The following is a 16,033-nucleotide window of genomic DNA, read 5'->3' on the forward strand; positions in this document are numbered from 1 at the left end:
CCCCGTCATCTCCGGCCACTCGAACGCCGTGCCGAGCTGTGCCGTCTTCTGGCACTAGGGCTCGTTCGGTTGCGGCTGCGGGAGGCAAGCGAACGATGTGACGATCTTGGAGAAAGTTCCCTACACTATCCGCCCGACCGATGCCGCCATGCACCTCCAACTCAACGGAGAACCGCATGAACAATCCCGATCCCATTCCTGCGCGCCTAGCCGCGCTGAGGACCGCAACGACGCCCGACCTGAAACAGCAATGGCGCGATCTCTTCGACAGTGAGCCGCCATCCTTCAACCGGCGCTACCTGGAGAGCCGGCTCGCCTACCGGATCCAAGAACTGGCCTACGGCGGGCTGAAATCGGAGACGGTTCGGCGGCTCGAGCGGCTCGGGGAAGAACTCGACGGCGGCGATCGCAAGAAGAGCCGGATCCGTGCCGACGCCATGCCGATCACCGGCACCAAGCTTATCCGCGAGTGGCAGGGCGTCGATCACGCGGTCACCGTCACGGCGGACGGTTTCGAGTGGCAGGGCCGCCCCTACAAATCGTTGTCCGCCATCGCGCGCGCCATCACCGGCACGCGCTGGAACGGGTGGGTGTTCTTTGGCCTCAAGAACCATAGGGGGCGGAGATGACAAAGCCGCCCGAAAAATCGAAGTTCGTCCGCAAGCTGAGGTGCGCAGTTTACACCCGGAAATCCTCCGAGGAAGGGCTGGAGCAGGAATTCAATAGCCTGCACGCTCAACGCGAGGCATGCGAGGCTTACATCGCCAGCCAACGCTCCGAGGGCTGGGTGCTGGTCCGCGATCATTACGACGACGGCGGGATCTCCGGTGGCACGCTCGAGCGTCCCGGCCTGCAGCGACTCCTGGAGGATATCGAGGACGGGCTGGTCGACGTGGTCGTCGTCTACAAGATCGACCGCCTCAGCCGCTCGCTGGCGGATTTCGCCAAGCTGGTCGAGGTGTTCGACCGGAACGGCGTGACCTTCGTCTCGGTGACGCAGAGCTTCAACACAACGACATCCATGGGGCGGCTGACGCTGAACATCCTGCTGTCCTTCGCCCAGTTCGAACGCGAGGTCACCGCCGAGCGCATCCGCGACAAGTTTGCCGCCAGCCGCAGGAAGGGCATGTGGATGGGCGGGGTGCCGCCCTACGGCTACCGAGTGGAGAACCGGAAGCTCGTCATTGACGATGAACACGCGGAGCATGTCCGCTGGATCTTCGCCCGGTTCGTCGAGATCGGGTCCTGCACGGAACTGGCGCGGGAGGTCGGCGCACGCGGCATCCGGACGCCGCGCGGCAACCGGATCGACAAGAAGTTCATCTATCGGATGCTCAGCAACCGCGCCTACCTCGGGGAGTCGGTCCACAAGGGCGACAGCTATCCCGGCGAACACGACGCGATCATCGACCGCGAGACTTGGGACAAGGTTCACGCCATCCTGCAGGAAAGCCCCCGCAAGCGCGCCGCCCGGACTCGCGCCGACACGCCCGCGCTGCTGAAGGGACTACTCTTCGGTCCCGATGGCGCCGCGTTCTCGCCGACCCACACCCGCAAGGGCGGCAGGCTCTACCGCTACTATGTCAGCCAGACGGTGCTGAAGCACGGCGCGGGGGCGTGTCCGGTCGGACGCGTTCCCGCAGGTGAGATCGAGGCCGCCGTAATCGACCAGCTTCGCGCGGTGTTCCGCCAGCCCGAGATCGTTGCGGGGACGTGGAAGGCGGCACGTGTCCATGCCGGCGATATCTCTGAAGCCGACGCTCGCACGGCGCTGCAGCAACTGGACCCGCTGTGGGGCGAACTCTTCCCCGGCGAACAGGCGCGCATCGTGGCGCTGTTGGTCGACCGTGTCGACATAGGCACCGACGGGCTGAACGTCGGGCTCCGCGTCGACGGACTCAGCAGCCTCGCGCGCGAGATGCTGGCCGGAGAAATGGGAGCGGCTGCATGACCCGCGGCACGCCGGTCCCCGAGACGGTGACGCTCCATGTGCCGTTCCGCGTAGTGAAGCGCGGCGGGCGGAAGGAGATGCAGCTGCCGGAAGGCGCCACCCAGCCCCGCAAGACCGACAACACGCTGGTCAAGGCACTGGCTCGCGCGTTCCGCTGGAAGCGGATGCTTGAGTCGGGCGAGTTCGCGACCATCGCCGAACTGGCCGAGCGCGAGGGGATCGCACCCTCCTACATGACCCGCGTCCTGCGGCTGACCCTGCTCGCGCCCAACATCGTCGAGGCGATCCTGGACGGGAAGCAGGGACCGGAGATGACGCTGTCGCGGCTGTTGGAGCCATTTCCGATGGAGTGGTCGTCTCAAGTCGTACGCGGCATGCCAGCGTAGGACTACTCCTCTCGACAAACGAGAGGTGTTTGCATTTCTTTTGCGCTGGAAGCATTCTCGCAGAAGATGAGATTTTTCAAGGCTTAGTGCGTGCCACCGGCTGTCAACCAAACCCCCGAGCAGCTCGCCCGGGACCGGACCGATGAACGCCTGCGGGCGTCCGGTTGGCATGTCCAGGACAAGGACGCGCTCGATTTCAACGCCGGCCTTGGCGTGGCCGTCCGCGAGTACCAGACAGACATCGGACCCGCCGACTACGTCCTTTTCGTCGACAGGCAGGCGGTCGGCGTGGTCGAAGCCAAGCCCGACAACTGGGGTGTCCGCCTGACCTCGGTCGAGGAGCAATCCGAAGGATACGCCAACGCCAAGCTGAAATGGGTCACCAATGCCGAACCGCTCCCGTTCCTCTACGAGAGTACCGGTCAGGTGACCCGCTTCACCAATGCCCGCGATCCCAATCCTCGTTCGCGTGAGGTTTTCACCTTTCACCGCCCCGAAACCCTCAAGTCCTGGGCACAAGCTCCAATGAGCCTGCGTGCGGGCATCGCGGCCCTTCCGGCGCTCAATCCAAATGGCCTGCGTGACTGCCAGATCAAGGCAATCACGAACCTTGAAACCTCGCTCAAATCCGACAAGCCCCGTGCACTTGTCCAGATGGCCACCGGCTCGGGCAAGACCTTCACGGCGATCACGCAAGTCTACCGCCTGCTTAAGCAAGCAGGCGCGCGCCGCATCCTGTTCCTCGTCGACACCAAGAACCTCGGCGAGCAGGCCGAACAGGAGTTCATGGCCTTCATCCCGAACGACGACAACCGCAAGTTCACCGAACTTTACAACGTCCAGCGCCTCACCTCGCCCTCCATCGCGAACGACAGCCAGGTCGTCATCTCCACGATCCAGCGCATGTACGCCACGCTCAAGGGCGAGGAGCTGAACGAGGGCGCCGAAGACGAAAACCCGGCCGAACAGAAATGGCGCCGCAAGGAGCCGCTGCCGGTCGTCTACAACGCCAAGCTGCCGCCGGAATACTTTGACGTCGTCGTGATCGATGAATGCCACCGCTCCATCTACAACCTCTGGCGCCAGGTCATCGAGTATTTCGACGCCTACCTGATCGGCTTGACCGCCACGCCCGACAACCGCACCTACGGGTTTTTCCAAAAGAACGTCGTCAGCGAATACACCCACGAGAAGGCCGTCGCCGATAAGGTCAACGTGGGCAACGAAATCTATCTGATCGAGACCGAGATCACCCAAGGCGGCGAAACGCTCAAGGCCGAGCAGCTGGTCGAGAAACGCGAACGCGAAACCCGCGCGCGCCGTTGGGAAACGCAGGACGACGAACAAGCCTACGCTGCGACCCAACTTGACCGATCCGTCGTCAACCCGGACCAGATCCGCACCGTCATCCGCACCTTCCATGACAAATGGCCCGAGATCTTCCCCGGACGCAAGGAACTGCCGAAGACCCTGATCTTCGCCAAGACCGACAGCCACGCCGACGACATCATCCAGACCGTCCGGCAGGAGTTCGGCGAGGGCAACGATTTCTGCCGCAAGATCACGAACGGGGCCAAGAACCCGAAATCCTCACTCTCGGCCTTCCGCAACGACTACTACCCGCGCATCGCCGTGACCGTGGACATGATCGCCACCGGCACCGACGTCAAACCGCTCGAATGCCTGATCTTCATGCGCGACGTGAAGTCGAAAAACTACTTCGAACAGATGAAGGGACGTGGCACCCGGGTCATCGATCCCGACCGCCTGCAACTTGTCACGCCCTCGGCTAAAGCCAAGACCCATTACGTGATCGTCGATGCCGTCGGCGTCACCAAGTCGCTCAAGACCGCCAGCCAGCCGCTCGACACCAAGCCTTCCATCACCTTCAAGGACCTCGCCATGGGGCTGATGATGGGCGACCGGTCCGAGGAAACCGTCAGCTCCCTCGCCGCCCGCCTGTCACGGCTCGACAACAAGCTCGGCGCCGAGGATCAGGAGAAGATCACGACCGAGGCCGGCACATCCCTCACTGCCATAGTGCGCGACCTCTTCGACGCCATCGACCCCGACAAGGTGGAGGCCGACGCCAAGGCCGCCGGCCACCCAGAGCCCGACGATACCGCGATGCAGGCAGCGCGCGAGGAACGGATCAAACACGCCGCCAACGTCTTCACCGGGCCGCTCATCAACCTGATGGACACGATCCGCCGCGACAACGAACAGACCATAGACCATGACAACCTCGACACGCTCCTGCGCGCCGAGTGGGCGGGCAATGTGGCGGAGAACGCCAAACAGATCGCGCAGGAGTTCGAGGCGTACCTGACCGAGAACCGGGACGAGATCGAGGCGCTGGCCATCTACTTCAACACCCCCGCCCGCCGGTCCGAGGTGACCTTCGCAATGATCAAGGACGTGATGAAGAAGCTGACCGAGGATCGCCCGCGCCTCGCCCCACTCATTGTCTGGCGTGCCTATGCGCATCTTGACGACTACAAGGGCAGCAACCCCGCCAGCGACCTCACCGCGCTGGTGGCGCTGATCCGCCGGGTCACCGGGCTCGATGAAACCCTCACCCGCCATTCCGAACGGGTGCGGCGCAACTTCCAGAATTGGATCCTGAACCGCCACTCAGGCGCGGGCGAGAAGTTCACCGAGGAGCAGATGGACTGGCTGCGCATGATCCGCGACCACCTTGCCACCTCCTTCACCATCGAGCGCGACGATCTGGACATGTCTCCCTTTGACGGCAAGGGCGGGATGGGGCAGATGTACGCGCTCTTCGGGGACGGGATGGACAAGGTCATGACCGAGATGAATGAGGCGCTCTCGGCATGACGGAGCATTTGTGGGAAGTCCCTTCGTCTTGGGAATGGACAGTCATCAAGGTACTCGGGGACATCGTTTCCGGTGCCACTCCTTCAACCAAGGTCCGCGACTATTGGGACGGAGACATCATCTGGTTCGCGCCATCTGACCTCACTGGATATAGACAGAAATTCATAGCGCGCGGCGCAAAAACACTGACCGAAGAGGGCCTTGCAAACTCGTCGGCGCGGATCATGCCCGCTGGCAGTGTGATGTTTTCATCCCGCGCTCCGGTTGGATACGTCGCTATTAATTCGGTGCCGGCTGCAACAAATCAGGGGTTCAAGTCGGTGGTTCCGTACACCGGCATTTTCAACGAATACCTGTATCACTATCTCAAAGCCTCCAAACAAATGGCCGAGCAACGCGCGACCGGCACGACGTTCAAAGAACTCTCTGGCGCGGCCTTCGGTGTGCTTCCGGCTCCGCTCCCTCCTACCAACGAACAACGCCGCATCGTTGAGAAGATCGAGGCGATGTTCGACGAGATCGACAAGGGGGTCGAGAGCCTGCAAGCGGCGCGCACCACCCTCAGCCTCTACCGCCAGTCCCTGCTGAAATCCGCCTTCGAAGGCCGCCTCACCGCCGACTGGCGCGCGCAGAACGCCGACAAACTGGAAGCCCCCAAAACCCTCCTCGCCCGCATCCAGCACGAACGCGACACCCGCTACAAAGCCGCCCTCGACGCCTGGCAAGACGCCCTCGCCCAGTGGCGCGCCTATGGTGAGAAGGGCAAGAAACCCGCGAAGCCAAAGCGGCCGCGGGACATTGCAGCCAAAGCAACTGACATCGGTATACACGGATGGACCATGATGCCGCTCGGCCTGCTTATCGACGAACCGGCATACGGGACGTCGAAGAAGAGCGACTACGATGGTGGTAATAAAGGCGTTCTGCGCATCCCTAACATCGCGGCTGGGGTGATAGACGCGACCGACCTCAAGTCTTCGAACTTCGACGAGGCGGAGCTTGAGCAATACCAATTGATCGAAGGCGACGTGCTGACCATTCGATCGAACGGAAGCCTTTCATTGGTCGGCAAGCCAGCATTGGTTCGACCAGTTGACACGCAATTCGTCTATGCAGGCTATCTGATACGCCTTCGCCCCATACCCGGATCGCTGGTTCCCAAGAACCTCGTCTATCTGATGATGGAGCCGACCGTTCGCGGCCAAATCGAGAACAAGGCGAAGTCCACGAGCGGCGTCAACAACATCAACGCGAAGGAGCTGCAGGAACTACAAGTCCCAATCTGCTCCGCTGACGAGCAATCCGAAATCGTCCGCATCCTCGACGCACGGCTCGAAGCCGCCGACGCACTCGAAGCCGAGATCGACGCCGCCCTAACCCGCGCCGACGCCCTGCGCCAATCCATCCTGAAAAAAGCCTTCTCCGGCCACCTCGTCCCCCAGGACCCCAACGACGAACCCGCCTCCGCTCTGCTGGAGCGGATCAAGGCTGAGAAGGCCGAAAGAGACCAAGCGGCCAAACGCGACAGAAAATCTGCGCCACCACGCACACCCAAGGCAAGGAGGCCGACATTGACCGACCTGATCGAAGTGCTCGAAGAGCAGAAAAGCTGGATCTCGGCCGCGAAGGCGGCCCAGGAGTTGGGGATCGGCGATGGATCGACCTCAGACGACGTCGAGGCGTTTTATCTCCAGCTCAAAGATTTTGTCGAAGACGGTGCCATCGACGTTGAAAGGCGCGGTAACGAAGATTGGTTGCGCCTTGCGAAAACCGAGGTGAGCTGATGCGCATCGATTGGCTTTGGGTGGACGAGTACAAGAACCTCAGGGACCTGACAATTGATTTCTCTCAGGATCACCTGATTACCGTGCTGATCGGTCGGAACGGTACCGGCAAGTCCAATGTTCTCGAAGCCCTGACTGTCATCTTTCGCGACCTCTTGATGTCGGAGCGTGTGCCATCGCTCAAGTATCGCATCGCCTATGAAATCCAGGACCGCTGGGTATTTATCGACGCTGACCCCAACCGAAAGGAGGTCTACCGAGCAAAGACAGTCAGGAAGGACGAGCATCCAGAACCCTATCCTGTCGGCGCATCTTTCGATGATCTTGAGGGAAAAACGATCAGCAGAACGAAACTCATCGGCGAAGCATCAGAGCATCTGCCGCGCTTCCTGTTCGGTTATTACTCAGGTGAAAGCGAGCGGATGAGGGAGGTTTTCCGCGCCTACCTCAAGAACTACGACGACAAGCTGATCGCGGATAACGACCCTGGCCTGAAGCGAATGTTCTTCGCCGAGCCTGTTCACAGCAACTTCGTGCTGCTGTCGTTCATTGTGAACAACAAAGCTCAGACCGACGCATTTCTGCAAAAGCAACTTGGCCTGGAAGACGGTGGCATAGAATCCGTTCTGTTCGTCCTGAAGCAGCCATATTGGTACAATAATAAGGCGACAGGAGGCGATAGTCGCTTCTGGAACTCAAAAGGAGTCGTCCGCGATTTCTTGAGCAAGCTATATGAAATTTCGCTCGCCCCGATTCGTATCAAGCGTCGGGAGATGTATGATGTTCGACGATCCAGAACTTTAGAGTACCTGTACCTGTATGCCAAGGATATTGATGCCCTGCGAGAGCTGGCAAAGGGAAAAACGTCGGCTGAGTTTTTCCGCGATCTTGAGAGCACACACGTTTCCGATCTGATCGACGAAGTTCGGATCAGGGTCAAACTAAAGAAAAATGATGGATCGGTGACTTTCCGCGAATTGAGCGAGGGGGAGCAACAGTTGCTTACGGTTCTAGGCCTGCTGCAGTTCACCTCCGCCGAAGAAAGCCTGTTCCTCCTCGACGAACCCGATACTCATCTCAACCCACGCTGGAGCGTCGAGTACATCCAGCATATTCGAGATTTTCTCAAGGATGACAACGACAATACTCAATCCAGCCATGTCCTTCTGGCCACGCACAACCCGATTGCAGTTGCTGAGCTTCTGAAGGAGCAAGTACAGATCTTGAAGCGTGACGACGAAACGCTCAACATTTCTGCAGAAGAACCAAGCGTGGACCCGATGGGTATGGGATATGCCGGCGTGGTAACGAGTGAGATGTTTGACCTGAACGCTGCAGTGGACACCACGACCCAGAAACTGCTGGAAACTCAGCGTACACTCTCTGCGAAAAGTCGCCTAACCAAGACAGAGAAAGAAGAACTCTTAGAGGCAACCAATAAGCTCGAAGATTTTGGATTTCACTACCAGATGCGAGATCCAGTTTATACAGAATACCTACGTGCTCGTGCGGAACGCACAGCACTAGTGGCTTCCGACACTGTTCAAAAAGCGAAAAGTCTAGATCCAGATGAGGCCCGGAAACTCGTGGAAGGCGCTTTAACGAGATCGTCGGGAAAGGCGGATCAGTGAGATACATTGATCTTGCGTTTACTAGCAGACCTGAAGCCTTTGACGAGCGCGCAGCTGCCGCGCTTGCGGACGGGCCCGCGAGAATTGATGATCACTCAAGCGTATGGCGCGACTGCAAGGATCACCTCAAGGCAGCTTCTTACCAAAAGTGCTTTTACTGTGAGTCCAAGGACCTACGGTCCGACGGAGCCGTAGATCACTTCCGACCGAAATCAGTTTATCCTTGGTCTGCGTTCACGTTTTCGAACTTTCGGTTTGCGTGTACGTTCTGCAACAGTCTTCGTAAGGACAAAGAGACTGGGAAGACCGGAGGAAAAGGAAACCAGTTTCCTTTGTTCGAGGAAGCCCCAAGAGCGACCTGTTGCGCAGAAGAATGCTGCGAGCAACCAAAGCTCATTGATCCATGTAGAGCGGGCGATCCTTTGGAAATCGACTTTTCTTCGGATGGCCGAGCAGTGCCAGCTTACGCAGATGAGGGGGATAAACGGTTTGAACGCGGTAAGGTGTCAATTAATGCATATCATCTGAATCACACAGCGTTCGTTGAAGAACGGAGGAAGCACGCAATTATCTTGGAGGAAAAGATAAAGGCTGCGTGCGTCGCGCATGAAAGCTATGCCGCCGGAAATCTTGACGCGAGAACACGACTCGATGATGCAATCTCGGATCTTCATCGGGCAATCCAACCACAAGCAACGTATTCGGTGTTCGCCAGAAGGGTGCTGAATTGGCATCGAGAAAATCCACTAATCGAAGCCGTTTTGACGACGGCGTAGGGTAAACAATGAACACTTCACCGATTGTCTCCAAGGTCTGGAGTTTCTGCACCACGCTGCGTGACGACGGCGTTGGCTACGGCGACTACCTCGAGCAACTAACCTACCTCATCTTCCTCAAGATGGCGGACGAATACGCCAAGCCCCCCTACAGCCGCGATGTGGGCATCCCAGATGGGTTCGACTGGGCCAGCCTGACCTCGCGCCGCGGGGCGGCACTGGAAGCGCACTACGTCATGCTGCTGCGTAAGCTGGGCGAGCAGAAAGGCATGCTCGGCCAGATCTTCACCAAGGCGCAGAACAAGATCACCGATCCGGCGAAGCTGTTCCGTCTGATCGACATGGTGGACGGCACGAAGTGGGTGACGCTTGGGGCCGATGTCAAAGGCGACATCTACGAAGGGCTGCTCGAGCGCAACGCTGAGGATACGAAATCGGGCGCCGGCCAATATTTCACGCCGCGTGCCTTGATCCGCGCAATGGTCGAATGCGTCCGTCCTGAGCCCGGCAAGACCATCGCCGACCCGGCCTGCGGGACCGGCGGCTTCTTCCTCGCCGCGCATGATTTCCTGACCGACCAGGACAACTATCCGCTCGACAAGGATCAGAAGGCGTTCCTGAAGCACGCGACCTTCTTCGGCAACGAGATCGTCGCCGGTACTCGGCGCCTTTGCCTGATGAACATGTTCCTGCACGGGATCGGCGAGATGACCGGGGACACGTTGGTGTCACCGGCCGACGCACTGATCTCGCCGCCGTCGGCGACCTTCGACTACGTTCTTGCGAACCCGCCTTTTGGGAAGAAGAGTTCGATGAGCTTCACGAACGCGGAAGGCGAGCAGGAGACCGAAGACCTCACCTACAATCGCCAGGATTTCTGGGCGACCACGTCGAACAAGCAGCTGAACTTCGTCCAGCACATCCGGACCATGCTGAAGACAACGGGGCGGGCTGCCGTGGTCGTGCCCGACAATGTCCTGTTCGAGGGCGGCGCGGGAGAGACCATACGGCGCAAACTGCTTCAGACGACTGATCTGCACACCATTCTCCGACTGCCCACAGGCATCTTCTATGCACAGGGCGTGAAGGCGAACGTGATCTTCTTCGACAACCGCGCAGCCAGCCCTGATCCACAGACCTCTAAGGTTTGGTACTACGATTACCGGACCAACGTGCATCACACGTTGAAGCAGAAGCCCCTGACCTACGCGCATCTCGAGGACTTTGTGTCCTGCTACAATCCACGGAACCGACATGAGCGCAGCCCAACGTGGAGCGAGGACAGCCCCGACGGACGCTGGCGCCCGTTCGACCGGGAAGAACTTCTGGCCCGCGACAAGGCTAGCCTCGATCTGTTCTGGCTGCGGGATGCGTCGATGACCGACCTCAAGAACCTGCCGGAACCGGAGGTTTTGGCAGAGGAAATAATGGAGAACCTTCGTTCTGCTCTAGCGAGTTTCGAAGCAGTTTCGGCTGAGTGAGCGCCGCGTCCTGTGCGATATGGCTCGGAGAGCTTTGGGCTTCGGTTCCATCTCGGCGAGAGCGACTGGAATCGAAGTGTTCAGCTGCAGCCTCGCAAAAAAAGCTTCTTTACAGCGGGTTACAAGCTATTCACCATATCCGCGTAGTCATGAGGTCCGGAGAATATCGGCCCTGAGAGACCGCTTCCGTGCCTCCTAGCGGAGGAAGCAGTACTCAGCTTGTCCCGCAAACCCCTTTGAAAACACGATAAAAGTCGCGCACCCCCGGGCCCAGAGAAACAGTTCGCGAGGGCAAGTGGCGGAGGGGATGGGCCTGATATCCAACCTTCTCCACCAAGCTGACACTGCCCGCCCTGCGCTTAAGTGTATGAAGGTGCGAGATAATATCGTTCTTCCGTCAATTCGTGCTCCTGATCATTCATGGCCATTACTACCGTGACCGTAGAGGTTGGCGTTGGTGTGGGCGTTCCTTTCATTCTCGAATTCGAGGCTGGAATGAGCGATGCCGAAGCGCTCGCTCAGTCGTGCTTTGATCTCGCCCTTGATGGCCTCAATTCTTGTCCATCCATCTTCGGCGACGACCACGTGGCAGTCGAGCGCCGCCTCGTGTTCCTGCATCTGCCATAGATGCACGTGGTGGACATCCGTAACGCCGTCCACGTCCCGCATCGCGGCAATCACGGCCGAGTTGTCGATATCCGGCGGGCTGCCCAGCATCAGTGTCCGGATCGGGCCGCCGATCTCGGTCAGTGCGAGATACAGTATATACAGCGCGATACCGATGGTGATTGCGGGATCGACCCAGCGCAGGTCGTAGAGAATGATCAGCGTGCCGCCGACGATCACGGCGACCGAGGCGAGCGCATCCGAGAGGTTGTGCAGGAAGAGCGCGCGGATGTTCACGCTGCCCTTCTGCATGGACCAGGTGAGCGCCGCAGTCAGAGCGTCGACCACGAGCGCCACGCCGCCGAGGATCACGACGGTCCAACCCTGAACCTCGGGCGGATCGATCATGCGCATACCGCCCTCGTAGATCAGGTAAACGCCGACGAGGATGAGTGTCGTGTAGTTGATCAGTGCAGCGACAATCTCGATCCGGCCGTATCCGAAGGTCATGCGTTCGTCGGCGGGCCGCCGCGCGATCTTGCGCGCCGCGAAAGCGATCACCAGCGACGCCATGTCCGAGAAGTTGTGCAGCGCATCCGCGATCAGCGCGAGACTGCCCGAAACGACGCCGCCCGCGATCTGTGCGACGGTCAGAAGGGCGTTCGCCCAGATCGCGATGGACACGCGCCGGTCACCGGATGCGGGATCGATGTGGGCATGGCCGTGATCATGCGGCACGGTGCGTCTCCTCATGAAGATGGTTCGGGCGAGCGAGGCCGGGGATTTGCGGCACCTTGCCCCGCCTAATTGCGCGCACGCGTCTGTTCATCCAGTGGCGGATGACGTGGCGATAGAGCCAGTCGCGCAAGGCGCCGAAGTCCTGGCGATGCCCCCGGTAGAACTCGTCTGGTATAGCGTATGTTGCGAGATCGCGGGCGATGCCGGTCTTCTGGATATATGTGTCGTCGCCGGTCCACTCGACCGGTGGGCCGCTCAAGCAGTCGGTGCTGGCCCCGTAGCCGCAAAGGCTTTCCATCTCGATGAACGCCCGTTGCAGCGATTTCAGAAAGGGCGTGTCCAGGATGAACCCTTCGAGATTGATCCATCCATTCTCGGTCTCGACCTCTACCCAGGAGTGGAGGATTTCCGCGGGGGCCAGCGGATAAACCCACTCGGGCACGACACCGCGCTGGAGCGCCTTGTGGATGGTGAAGCCATGCAGGCGACACCGAATGCCAAGGCAACGTAGCAACGCCATGAGCAGCGTGCCCTTGGTGTTGCACTGGCCGTAGCCGTCCGACAGCACTTCTGAGGCCGGGATGTCGTCGGCACGATTGTAGCCGAAAGCGATCTCGTTTCGGACGAAATCATAGGCGGCACCGATCCGGTCATGCTCGCCAAAAGCCTGCCAGCCGCGGCCCGCGACCAGATCCGCAATAGGAGCGGCTTCGAAATCCAGCAGCCGCGTGGCTGTCAGCAAGGGGTCAATGGCGGGCAAGATGCATCTCCTCGAGTCTGGCGAGGATCTACATAAATGCTCCAGCGACTGTAGCTTCAAGTCCTTTTTCTCAGAAGGCGATCAATCGCTACCGGTCGTCGGCATGAACGGCTTTGTGGTGTTCGCCGTGTGCATCGCGCAGGATGTCGATACCGCCCCACGCCGCGATCCCGGCCACGACCACACCCACGACCAGGTCCGGCCAGTTCGTTCCCAGCCAGGCGACGAGACCGCCAGCCACGACGATCCCGAGGTTCGCGGCGAAGTCGTTCCAGCTGAAGGTGTTCGCCGCGCGGATGTTGACGTCCGGTTCGCGGAGTCGGGCGAGCAACCAGACGCAGACCGCGTTGATCGCCGCGGCGATCAGGGCCATGGCGATCATGATCGTCCCGAGCGGATCTGACCCGCCGATGTAGCGGCGCCATGCATCGTAGAGGATGCCTGCAGCGAACAGGATCAGCAGCCCACCGGAGATGTTCGCCGCTCCGCGTTTCCATTTGCCGGACCGGGACAGCGCAAACAGGCTGATAGCGTAGACGAAGCTGTCGGAAAGGTTGTCGAGGCCGTTGGCGATCAAGGCGCTGGAATCGCCGAACGCACCGGTTGCAAAAAAAGCCACGGCCAGACCGATATTGAGCGCCAGAACGATCCAGAGCGTGCGTCTCTCTTTTGAATCTTGTTCTGCGGCCATTTCTCGTTTTCGGCTCGTGGTTTACGATCGAAGAACTCCTGCGGCTGGTCTAAGTTCCTGCCGCGACATTGGCATGGTCCAATCAGGCCCCAATCTCGTCGTGCTCGGTCAGACATTCAGAATGGTCCCGCAATACCTCCAGCACCCGGCAATCCGCTGTCCGCCCGCCGCTGCACTCGTGGACCATGCGTTTCAGTTCCGTGCGCAGCGCCTTCAGGCGGGCCATGCGCTGCTCCACCCGTTTGAGCTGGCGACGCGCGATGGCATCAGCTTCATCACAGGGCCGATTGGGATGGTCGCTGAGGTCGAGCAGCTCGCGGATCGCATCGAGCGAGAAGCCGAGTTGCCGCGAGTGGCGGATGAAGGACAGGCGATCGAGTTGTGAACCGTCGTAGCGCCTCTGTCCGCCCTCGGTCCGGCCAGGTTCGGGCATGAGCCCGATCTGCTCGTAGTACCGGATGGTCTGCACCTTCGTGCCGGTCTTCTTTGACAGAGTGCCGATCGTGAGCATTCTCACCTCCAGAAAAAGTATACAGTCCTTGTAGGTTTTGCGGTGTGAGCGGGCAAGTGCGGGATTCACAGGCGCGTGATGTCGCATCAAGGCGCCATCTTCATGCTTGAACCTTCAGTGGCTAGAGGATGTAGACGCGCAGACACACAAGGATCAATGGCAGGCGAACAGGATTGTCTCTTACATCGGCACAGAAGTTTCTTTGGGTTTTGGCAGGCGTGGCAGCGCTTGCCTTCGTATGGCTTTTACTCTGGTCCGACTATCGTGCCGACAGCGCCCGAACTGACGCCGAGCCGCCTTTCTTCGCTGAGTTCGAACTGACGGACCACCAGGGTATGGTTCGAACCGAGAAGGACTTTGCGGGGCGCTGGATGCTTGTTTTTTTCGGCTTTACCAACTGCCCCGACGTCTGCCCGACGACCCTATCTGAGGTCGCGGCGGTGATGGACGGTCTGGGCGACGATGCCGCCAAGGTCCAGCCGATTTTCATCACCATCGACCCCGAACGGGACACGCCCGCCGCACTCGCCGAATACGTCCCGCTGTTCGATGCGGGCATCATCGGTCTGACCGGCACGCCGGAACAGATCGCCGCCACCTCCGAGACGTTTCCGATCTTCTTTGAACGCGTCGAAGAGGCTGCGGCGCCGGATGGTTACACGATGGGCCACACGTCGCATTTGTTCCTCTTCGATCCCGACGCGGGCTTCGCCGACTCGTGGCCCTACGGCACCTCCGCCGAAGAGATCTTCGCCGATCTGGAAGAGAGGATCTGACCGAAATGAACCGCATATCCGGAGAAATAGCCCTCGGGCTGGCGTGGATCATCGCGCTCGTCGCCTCGCTTGCCGTGCTTTTCATCGGCGAGGTGCTGGGGCAGACGCCCTGTGTGCTGTGCTGGTTCCAGCGCGCCTTCATGTTCCCCTTGGCCATCGTCCTCGGGTTCGGCCTTTGGTGGCGGGACGGCCGCGTGGGGCGCTACGGCATCGCATTGGCGCTTGGCGGCGGCGCAATCGCCCTCTGGCACATAGGGCTGTACGTCGGTCTTGTTCCCGAACGCATCCAGCCCTGCACGGCCACCGGCCCCTCTTGCACCGATGACAACCAACTGGTCTTCGGCGTCCCGATCCCGCTGATGGCGCTCGCCGCCTTCGCGCTGATCGGGGCGCTGTCGGCCCTTTCATTGAAGGACACACGAACATGAACCGACGCGGCCTGATCCTGTCCGTTCTCGCCCTCGGCGTCGCCGGTTTCGGCGGAGCCACCTGGTTTGCAACCCGCCCCGGCCCGGTGGCCGAAGCGGAGCCTGTTGCGCCGGAACTCGCGGACGCGATGATCCGCCCCTACTCGCCCATCCTCGGGCCTGCGGAAGCGCCCGTCACGATCGTCGAATTCTTCGATCCGGCCTGCGAGGCCTGTCGCGCCTTTCATCCCATCGTGAAGGACATCATGGCCGAGCATGGGGATGCTGTCCGCGTCGTGATCCGCTACACGCCCTTCCACGGCGCGGCATCCGAGGAAGCCATCCGCGTGCTCGAGGCGGCGCACATGCAGGACGTTTACGTGCCGGTGCTCGAGGCCGTTCTGCGGGAACAGCCGAGATGGGCGTCACACGGTGCCCCGGCGCCTGGCCTGATCCTTCAGATCGCCACCACGGCCGGACTCGATGCCGAGGCCGCGCGCACGCAAATGCTGGCACCCGATGTCGTGGCGATCCTGAATCAGGATCGTGCCGATGTAGAGACCGTGGGAGTTCGCCAGACGCCCACATTCTTCGTGAACGGCAAGCCGCTCGATCCATTCGGGGAGGCAGAACTGCGGCGATTGGTGGCTGCCGAAGTCGCTGCCGCGCAAAGCTGAATGGAAAGGGCAGGATC

Annotated in this window: 14 protein-coding genes; 10 read left to right on the forward strand and 4 right to left on the reverse strand. The window is 60.3% G+C overall.

Features of this window, described 5'->3' with window-relative positions:
- Positions 1 to 176 precede the first annotated feature (176 nt).
- From MLD63_RS13665 to MLD63_RS13695, 7 genes are all read left to right on the forward strand, one after another.
- Positions 177 to 629 carry a DUF2924 domain-containing protein gene (locus MLD63_RS13665; protein WP_255330485.1) on the forward strand — a complete coding sequence of 151 codons (453 nt, stop codon included), beginning with the start codon at positions 177 to 179 and terminating at the stop codon, positions 627 to 629.
- Positions 626 to 1,951 (forward strand): recombinase family protein, encoded by a 1,326-nt coding sequence (locus tag MLD63_RS13670; RefSeq protein ID WP_255330486.1) that lies wholly within the window; start codon positions 626 to 628, stop codon positions 1,949 to 1,951. The genes MLD63_RS13665 and MLD63_RS13670 overlap by 4 nt, the downstream gene beginning before the upstream one ends.
- Positions 1,948 to 2,337 (forward strand): ParB/RepB/Spo0J family partition protein, encoded by a 390-nt coding sequence (locus tag MLD63_RS13675; protein WP_255330487.1) that lies wholly within the window; start codon positions 1,948 to 1,950, stop codon positions 2,335 to 2,337. Before MLD63_RS13670 ends, MLD63_RS13675 begins: the two co-directional genes overlap by 4 nt.
- Positions 2,338 to 2,427: 90 nt before the next feature.
- Complete coding sequence (locus MLD63_RS13680) at positions 2,428 to 5,178, forward strand: type I restriction endonuclease subunit R (RefSeq protein ID WP_255330488.1); 2,751 nt, start codon at positions 2,428 to 2,430, stop codon at positions 5,176 to 5,178.
- The gene (locus tag MLD63_RS13685) at positions 5,175 to 6,962 is read left to right on the forward strand and encodes a restriction endonuclease subunit S (protein WP_255330489.1); all 1,788 of its coding nucleotides are present in this window, start codon (positions 5,175 to 5,177) and stop codon (positions 6,960 to 6,962) included. Before MLD63_RS13680 ends, MLD63_RS13685 begins: the two co-directional genes overlap by 4 nt.
- The gene (locus tag MLD63_RS13690) at positions 6,962 to 8,593 is read left to right on the forward strand and encodes an AAA family ATPase (protein WP_255330490.1); all 1,632 of its coding nucleotides are present in this window, start codon (positions 6,962 to 6,964) and stop codon (positions 8,591 to 8,593) included. The genes MLD63_RS13685 and MLD63_RS13690 overlap by 1 nt, the downstream gene beginning before the upstream one ends.
- Before the next feature lie 784 nt (positions 8,594 to 9,377).
- Complete coding sequence (locus tag MLD63_RS13695) at positions 9,378 to 10,850, forward strand: HsdM family class I SAM-dependent methyltransferase (RefSeq protein WP_255330491.1); 1,473 nt, start codon at positions 9,378 to 9,380, stop codon at positions 10,848 to 10,850.
- Between the two features lie 414 nt (positions 10,851 to 11,264).
- On the opposite strand, the gene MLD63_RS13700 is transcribed toward MLD63_RS13695, so the two are convergent.
- The 4 genes from MLD63_RS13700 to MLD63_RS13715 all read right to left on the reverse strand — a co-directional run bounded on the left by MLD63_RS13700 (position 11,265) and on the right by MLD63_RS13715 (position 14,156).
- Positions 11,265 to 12,194 (reverse strand): cation diffusion facilitator family transporter, encoded by a 930-nt coding sequence (locus MLD63_RS13700; RefSeq protein WP_090735052.1) that lies wholly within the window; start codon positions 12,192 to 12,194, stop codon positions 11,265 to 11,267.
- Positions 12,184 to 12,954: a transglutaminase-like domain-containing protein gene (locus MLD63_RS13705; RefSeq protein ID WP_137457499.1), complete on the reverse strand. Its 771-nt coding sequence runs from the start codon at positions 12,952 to 12,954 to the stop codon at positions 12,184 to 12,186. Before MLD63_RS13705 ends, MLD63_RS13700 begins: the two co-directional genes overlap by 11 nt.
- Before the next feature lie 88 nt (positions 12,955 to 13,042).
- The gene (locus MLD63_RS13710; RefSeq protein WP_090735048.1) at positions 13,043 to 13,645 is read right to left on the reverse strand and encodes a cation efflux transmembrane domain-containing protein; all 603 of its coding nucleotides are present in this window, start codon (positions 13,643 to 13,645) and stop codon (positions 13,043 to 13,045) included.
- 82 nt (positions 13,646 to 13,727) lie between these two features.
- A complete protein-coding gene (locus MLD63_RS13715; RefSeq protein WP_007426244.1) occupies positions 13,728 to 14,156 on the reverse strand; it encodes a MerR family transcriptional regulator in 429 nt (142 codons plus the stop codon).
- Between the two features lie 173 nt (positions 14,157 to 14,329).
- On the opposite strand from MLD63_RS13715, the gene MLD63_RS13720 reads away from it, so the two are divergent.
- The 3 genes from MLD63_RS13720 to MLD63_RS13730 are packed head-to-tail and all read left to right on the forward strand — an operon-like array spanning position 14,330 to position 16,016.
- The gene (locus MLD63_RS13720) at positions 14,330 to 14,932 is read left to right on the forward strand and encodes an SCO family protein (protein ID WP_255330492.1); all 603 of its coding nucleotides are present in this window, start codon (positions 14,330 to 14,332) and stop codon (positions 14,930 to 14,932) included.
- Between the two features lie 5 nt (positions 14,933 to 14,937).
- Positions 14,938 to 15,360 carry a disulfide bond formation protein B gene (locus MLD63_RS13725; RefSeq protein WP_119001078.1) on the forward strand — a complete coding sequence of 141 codons (423 nt, stop codon included), beginning with the start codon at positions 14,938 to 14,940 and terminating at the stop codon, positions 15,358 to 15,360.
- On the forward strand, positions 15,357 to 16,016 hold the full coding sequence (locus tag MLD63_RS13730) for a DsbA family protein (RefSeq protein ID WP_119001077.1): 660 nt from the start codon (positions 15,357 to 15,359) through the stop codon (positions 16,014 to 16,016). Before MLD63_RS13725 ends, MLD63_RS13730 begins: the two co-directional genes overlap by 4 nt.
- Positions 16,017 to 16,033 lie beyond the last annotated feature (17 nt).

This window comes from Paracoccus albicereus, from assembly GCF_024359525.1.
In the GTDB taxonomy this organism is placed as follows: Bacteria; Pseudomonadota; Alphaproteobacteria; order Rhodobacterales; family Rhodobacteraceae; genus Paracoccus; species Paracoccus albicereus.

Bases quoted from the DNA above. Each gene is read 5' to 3' on its own strand.
- MLD63_RS13665 (WP_255330485.1), top strand. From the start codon at position 177: ATGAACAATCCCGATCCCATTCCTGCGCGCCTAGCCGCGCTGAGGACC.
- MLD63_RS13670 (WP_255330486.1), top strand. From the start codon at position 626: ATGACAAAGCCGCCCGAAAAATCGAAGTTCGTCCGCAAGCTGAGGTGC.
- MLD63_RS13675 (WP_255330487.1), top strand. From the start codon at position 1,948: ATGACCCGCGGCACGCCGGTCCCCGAGACGGTGACGCTCCATGTGCCG.
- MLD63_RS13685 (WP_255330489.1), top strand. From the start codon at position 5,175: ATGACGGAGCATTTGTGGGAAGTCCCTTCGTCTTGGGAATGGACAGTC.
- MLD63_RS13690 (WP_255330490.1), top strand. From the start codon at position 6,962: ATGCGCATCGATTGGCTTTGGGTGGACGAGTACAAGAACCTCAGGGAC.
- MLD63_RS13695 (WP_255330491.1), top strand. From the start codon at position 9,378: ATGAACACTTCACCGATTGTCTCCAAGGTCTGGAGTTTCTGCACCACG.
- MLD63_RS13710 (WP_090735048.1), bottom strand. From the start codon at position 13,645: ATGGCCGCAGAACAAGATTCAAAAGAGAGACGCACGCTCTGGATCGTT.
- MLD63_RS13715 (WP_007426244.1), bottom strand. From the start codon at position 14,156: ATGCTCACGATCGGCACTCTGTCAAAGAAGACCGGCACGAAGGTGCAG.
- MLD63_RS13725 (WP_119001078.1), top strand. From the start codon at position 14,938: ATGAACCGCATATCCGGAGAAATAGCCCTCGGGCTGGCGTGGATCATC.
- MLD63_RS13730 (WP_119001077.1), top strand. From the start codon at position 15,357: ATGAACCGACGCGGCCTGATCCTGTCCGTTCTCGCCCTCGGCGTCGCC.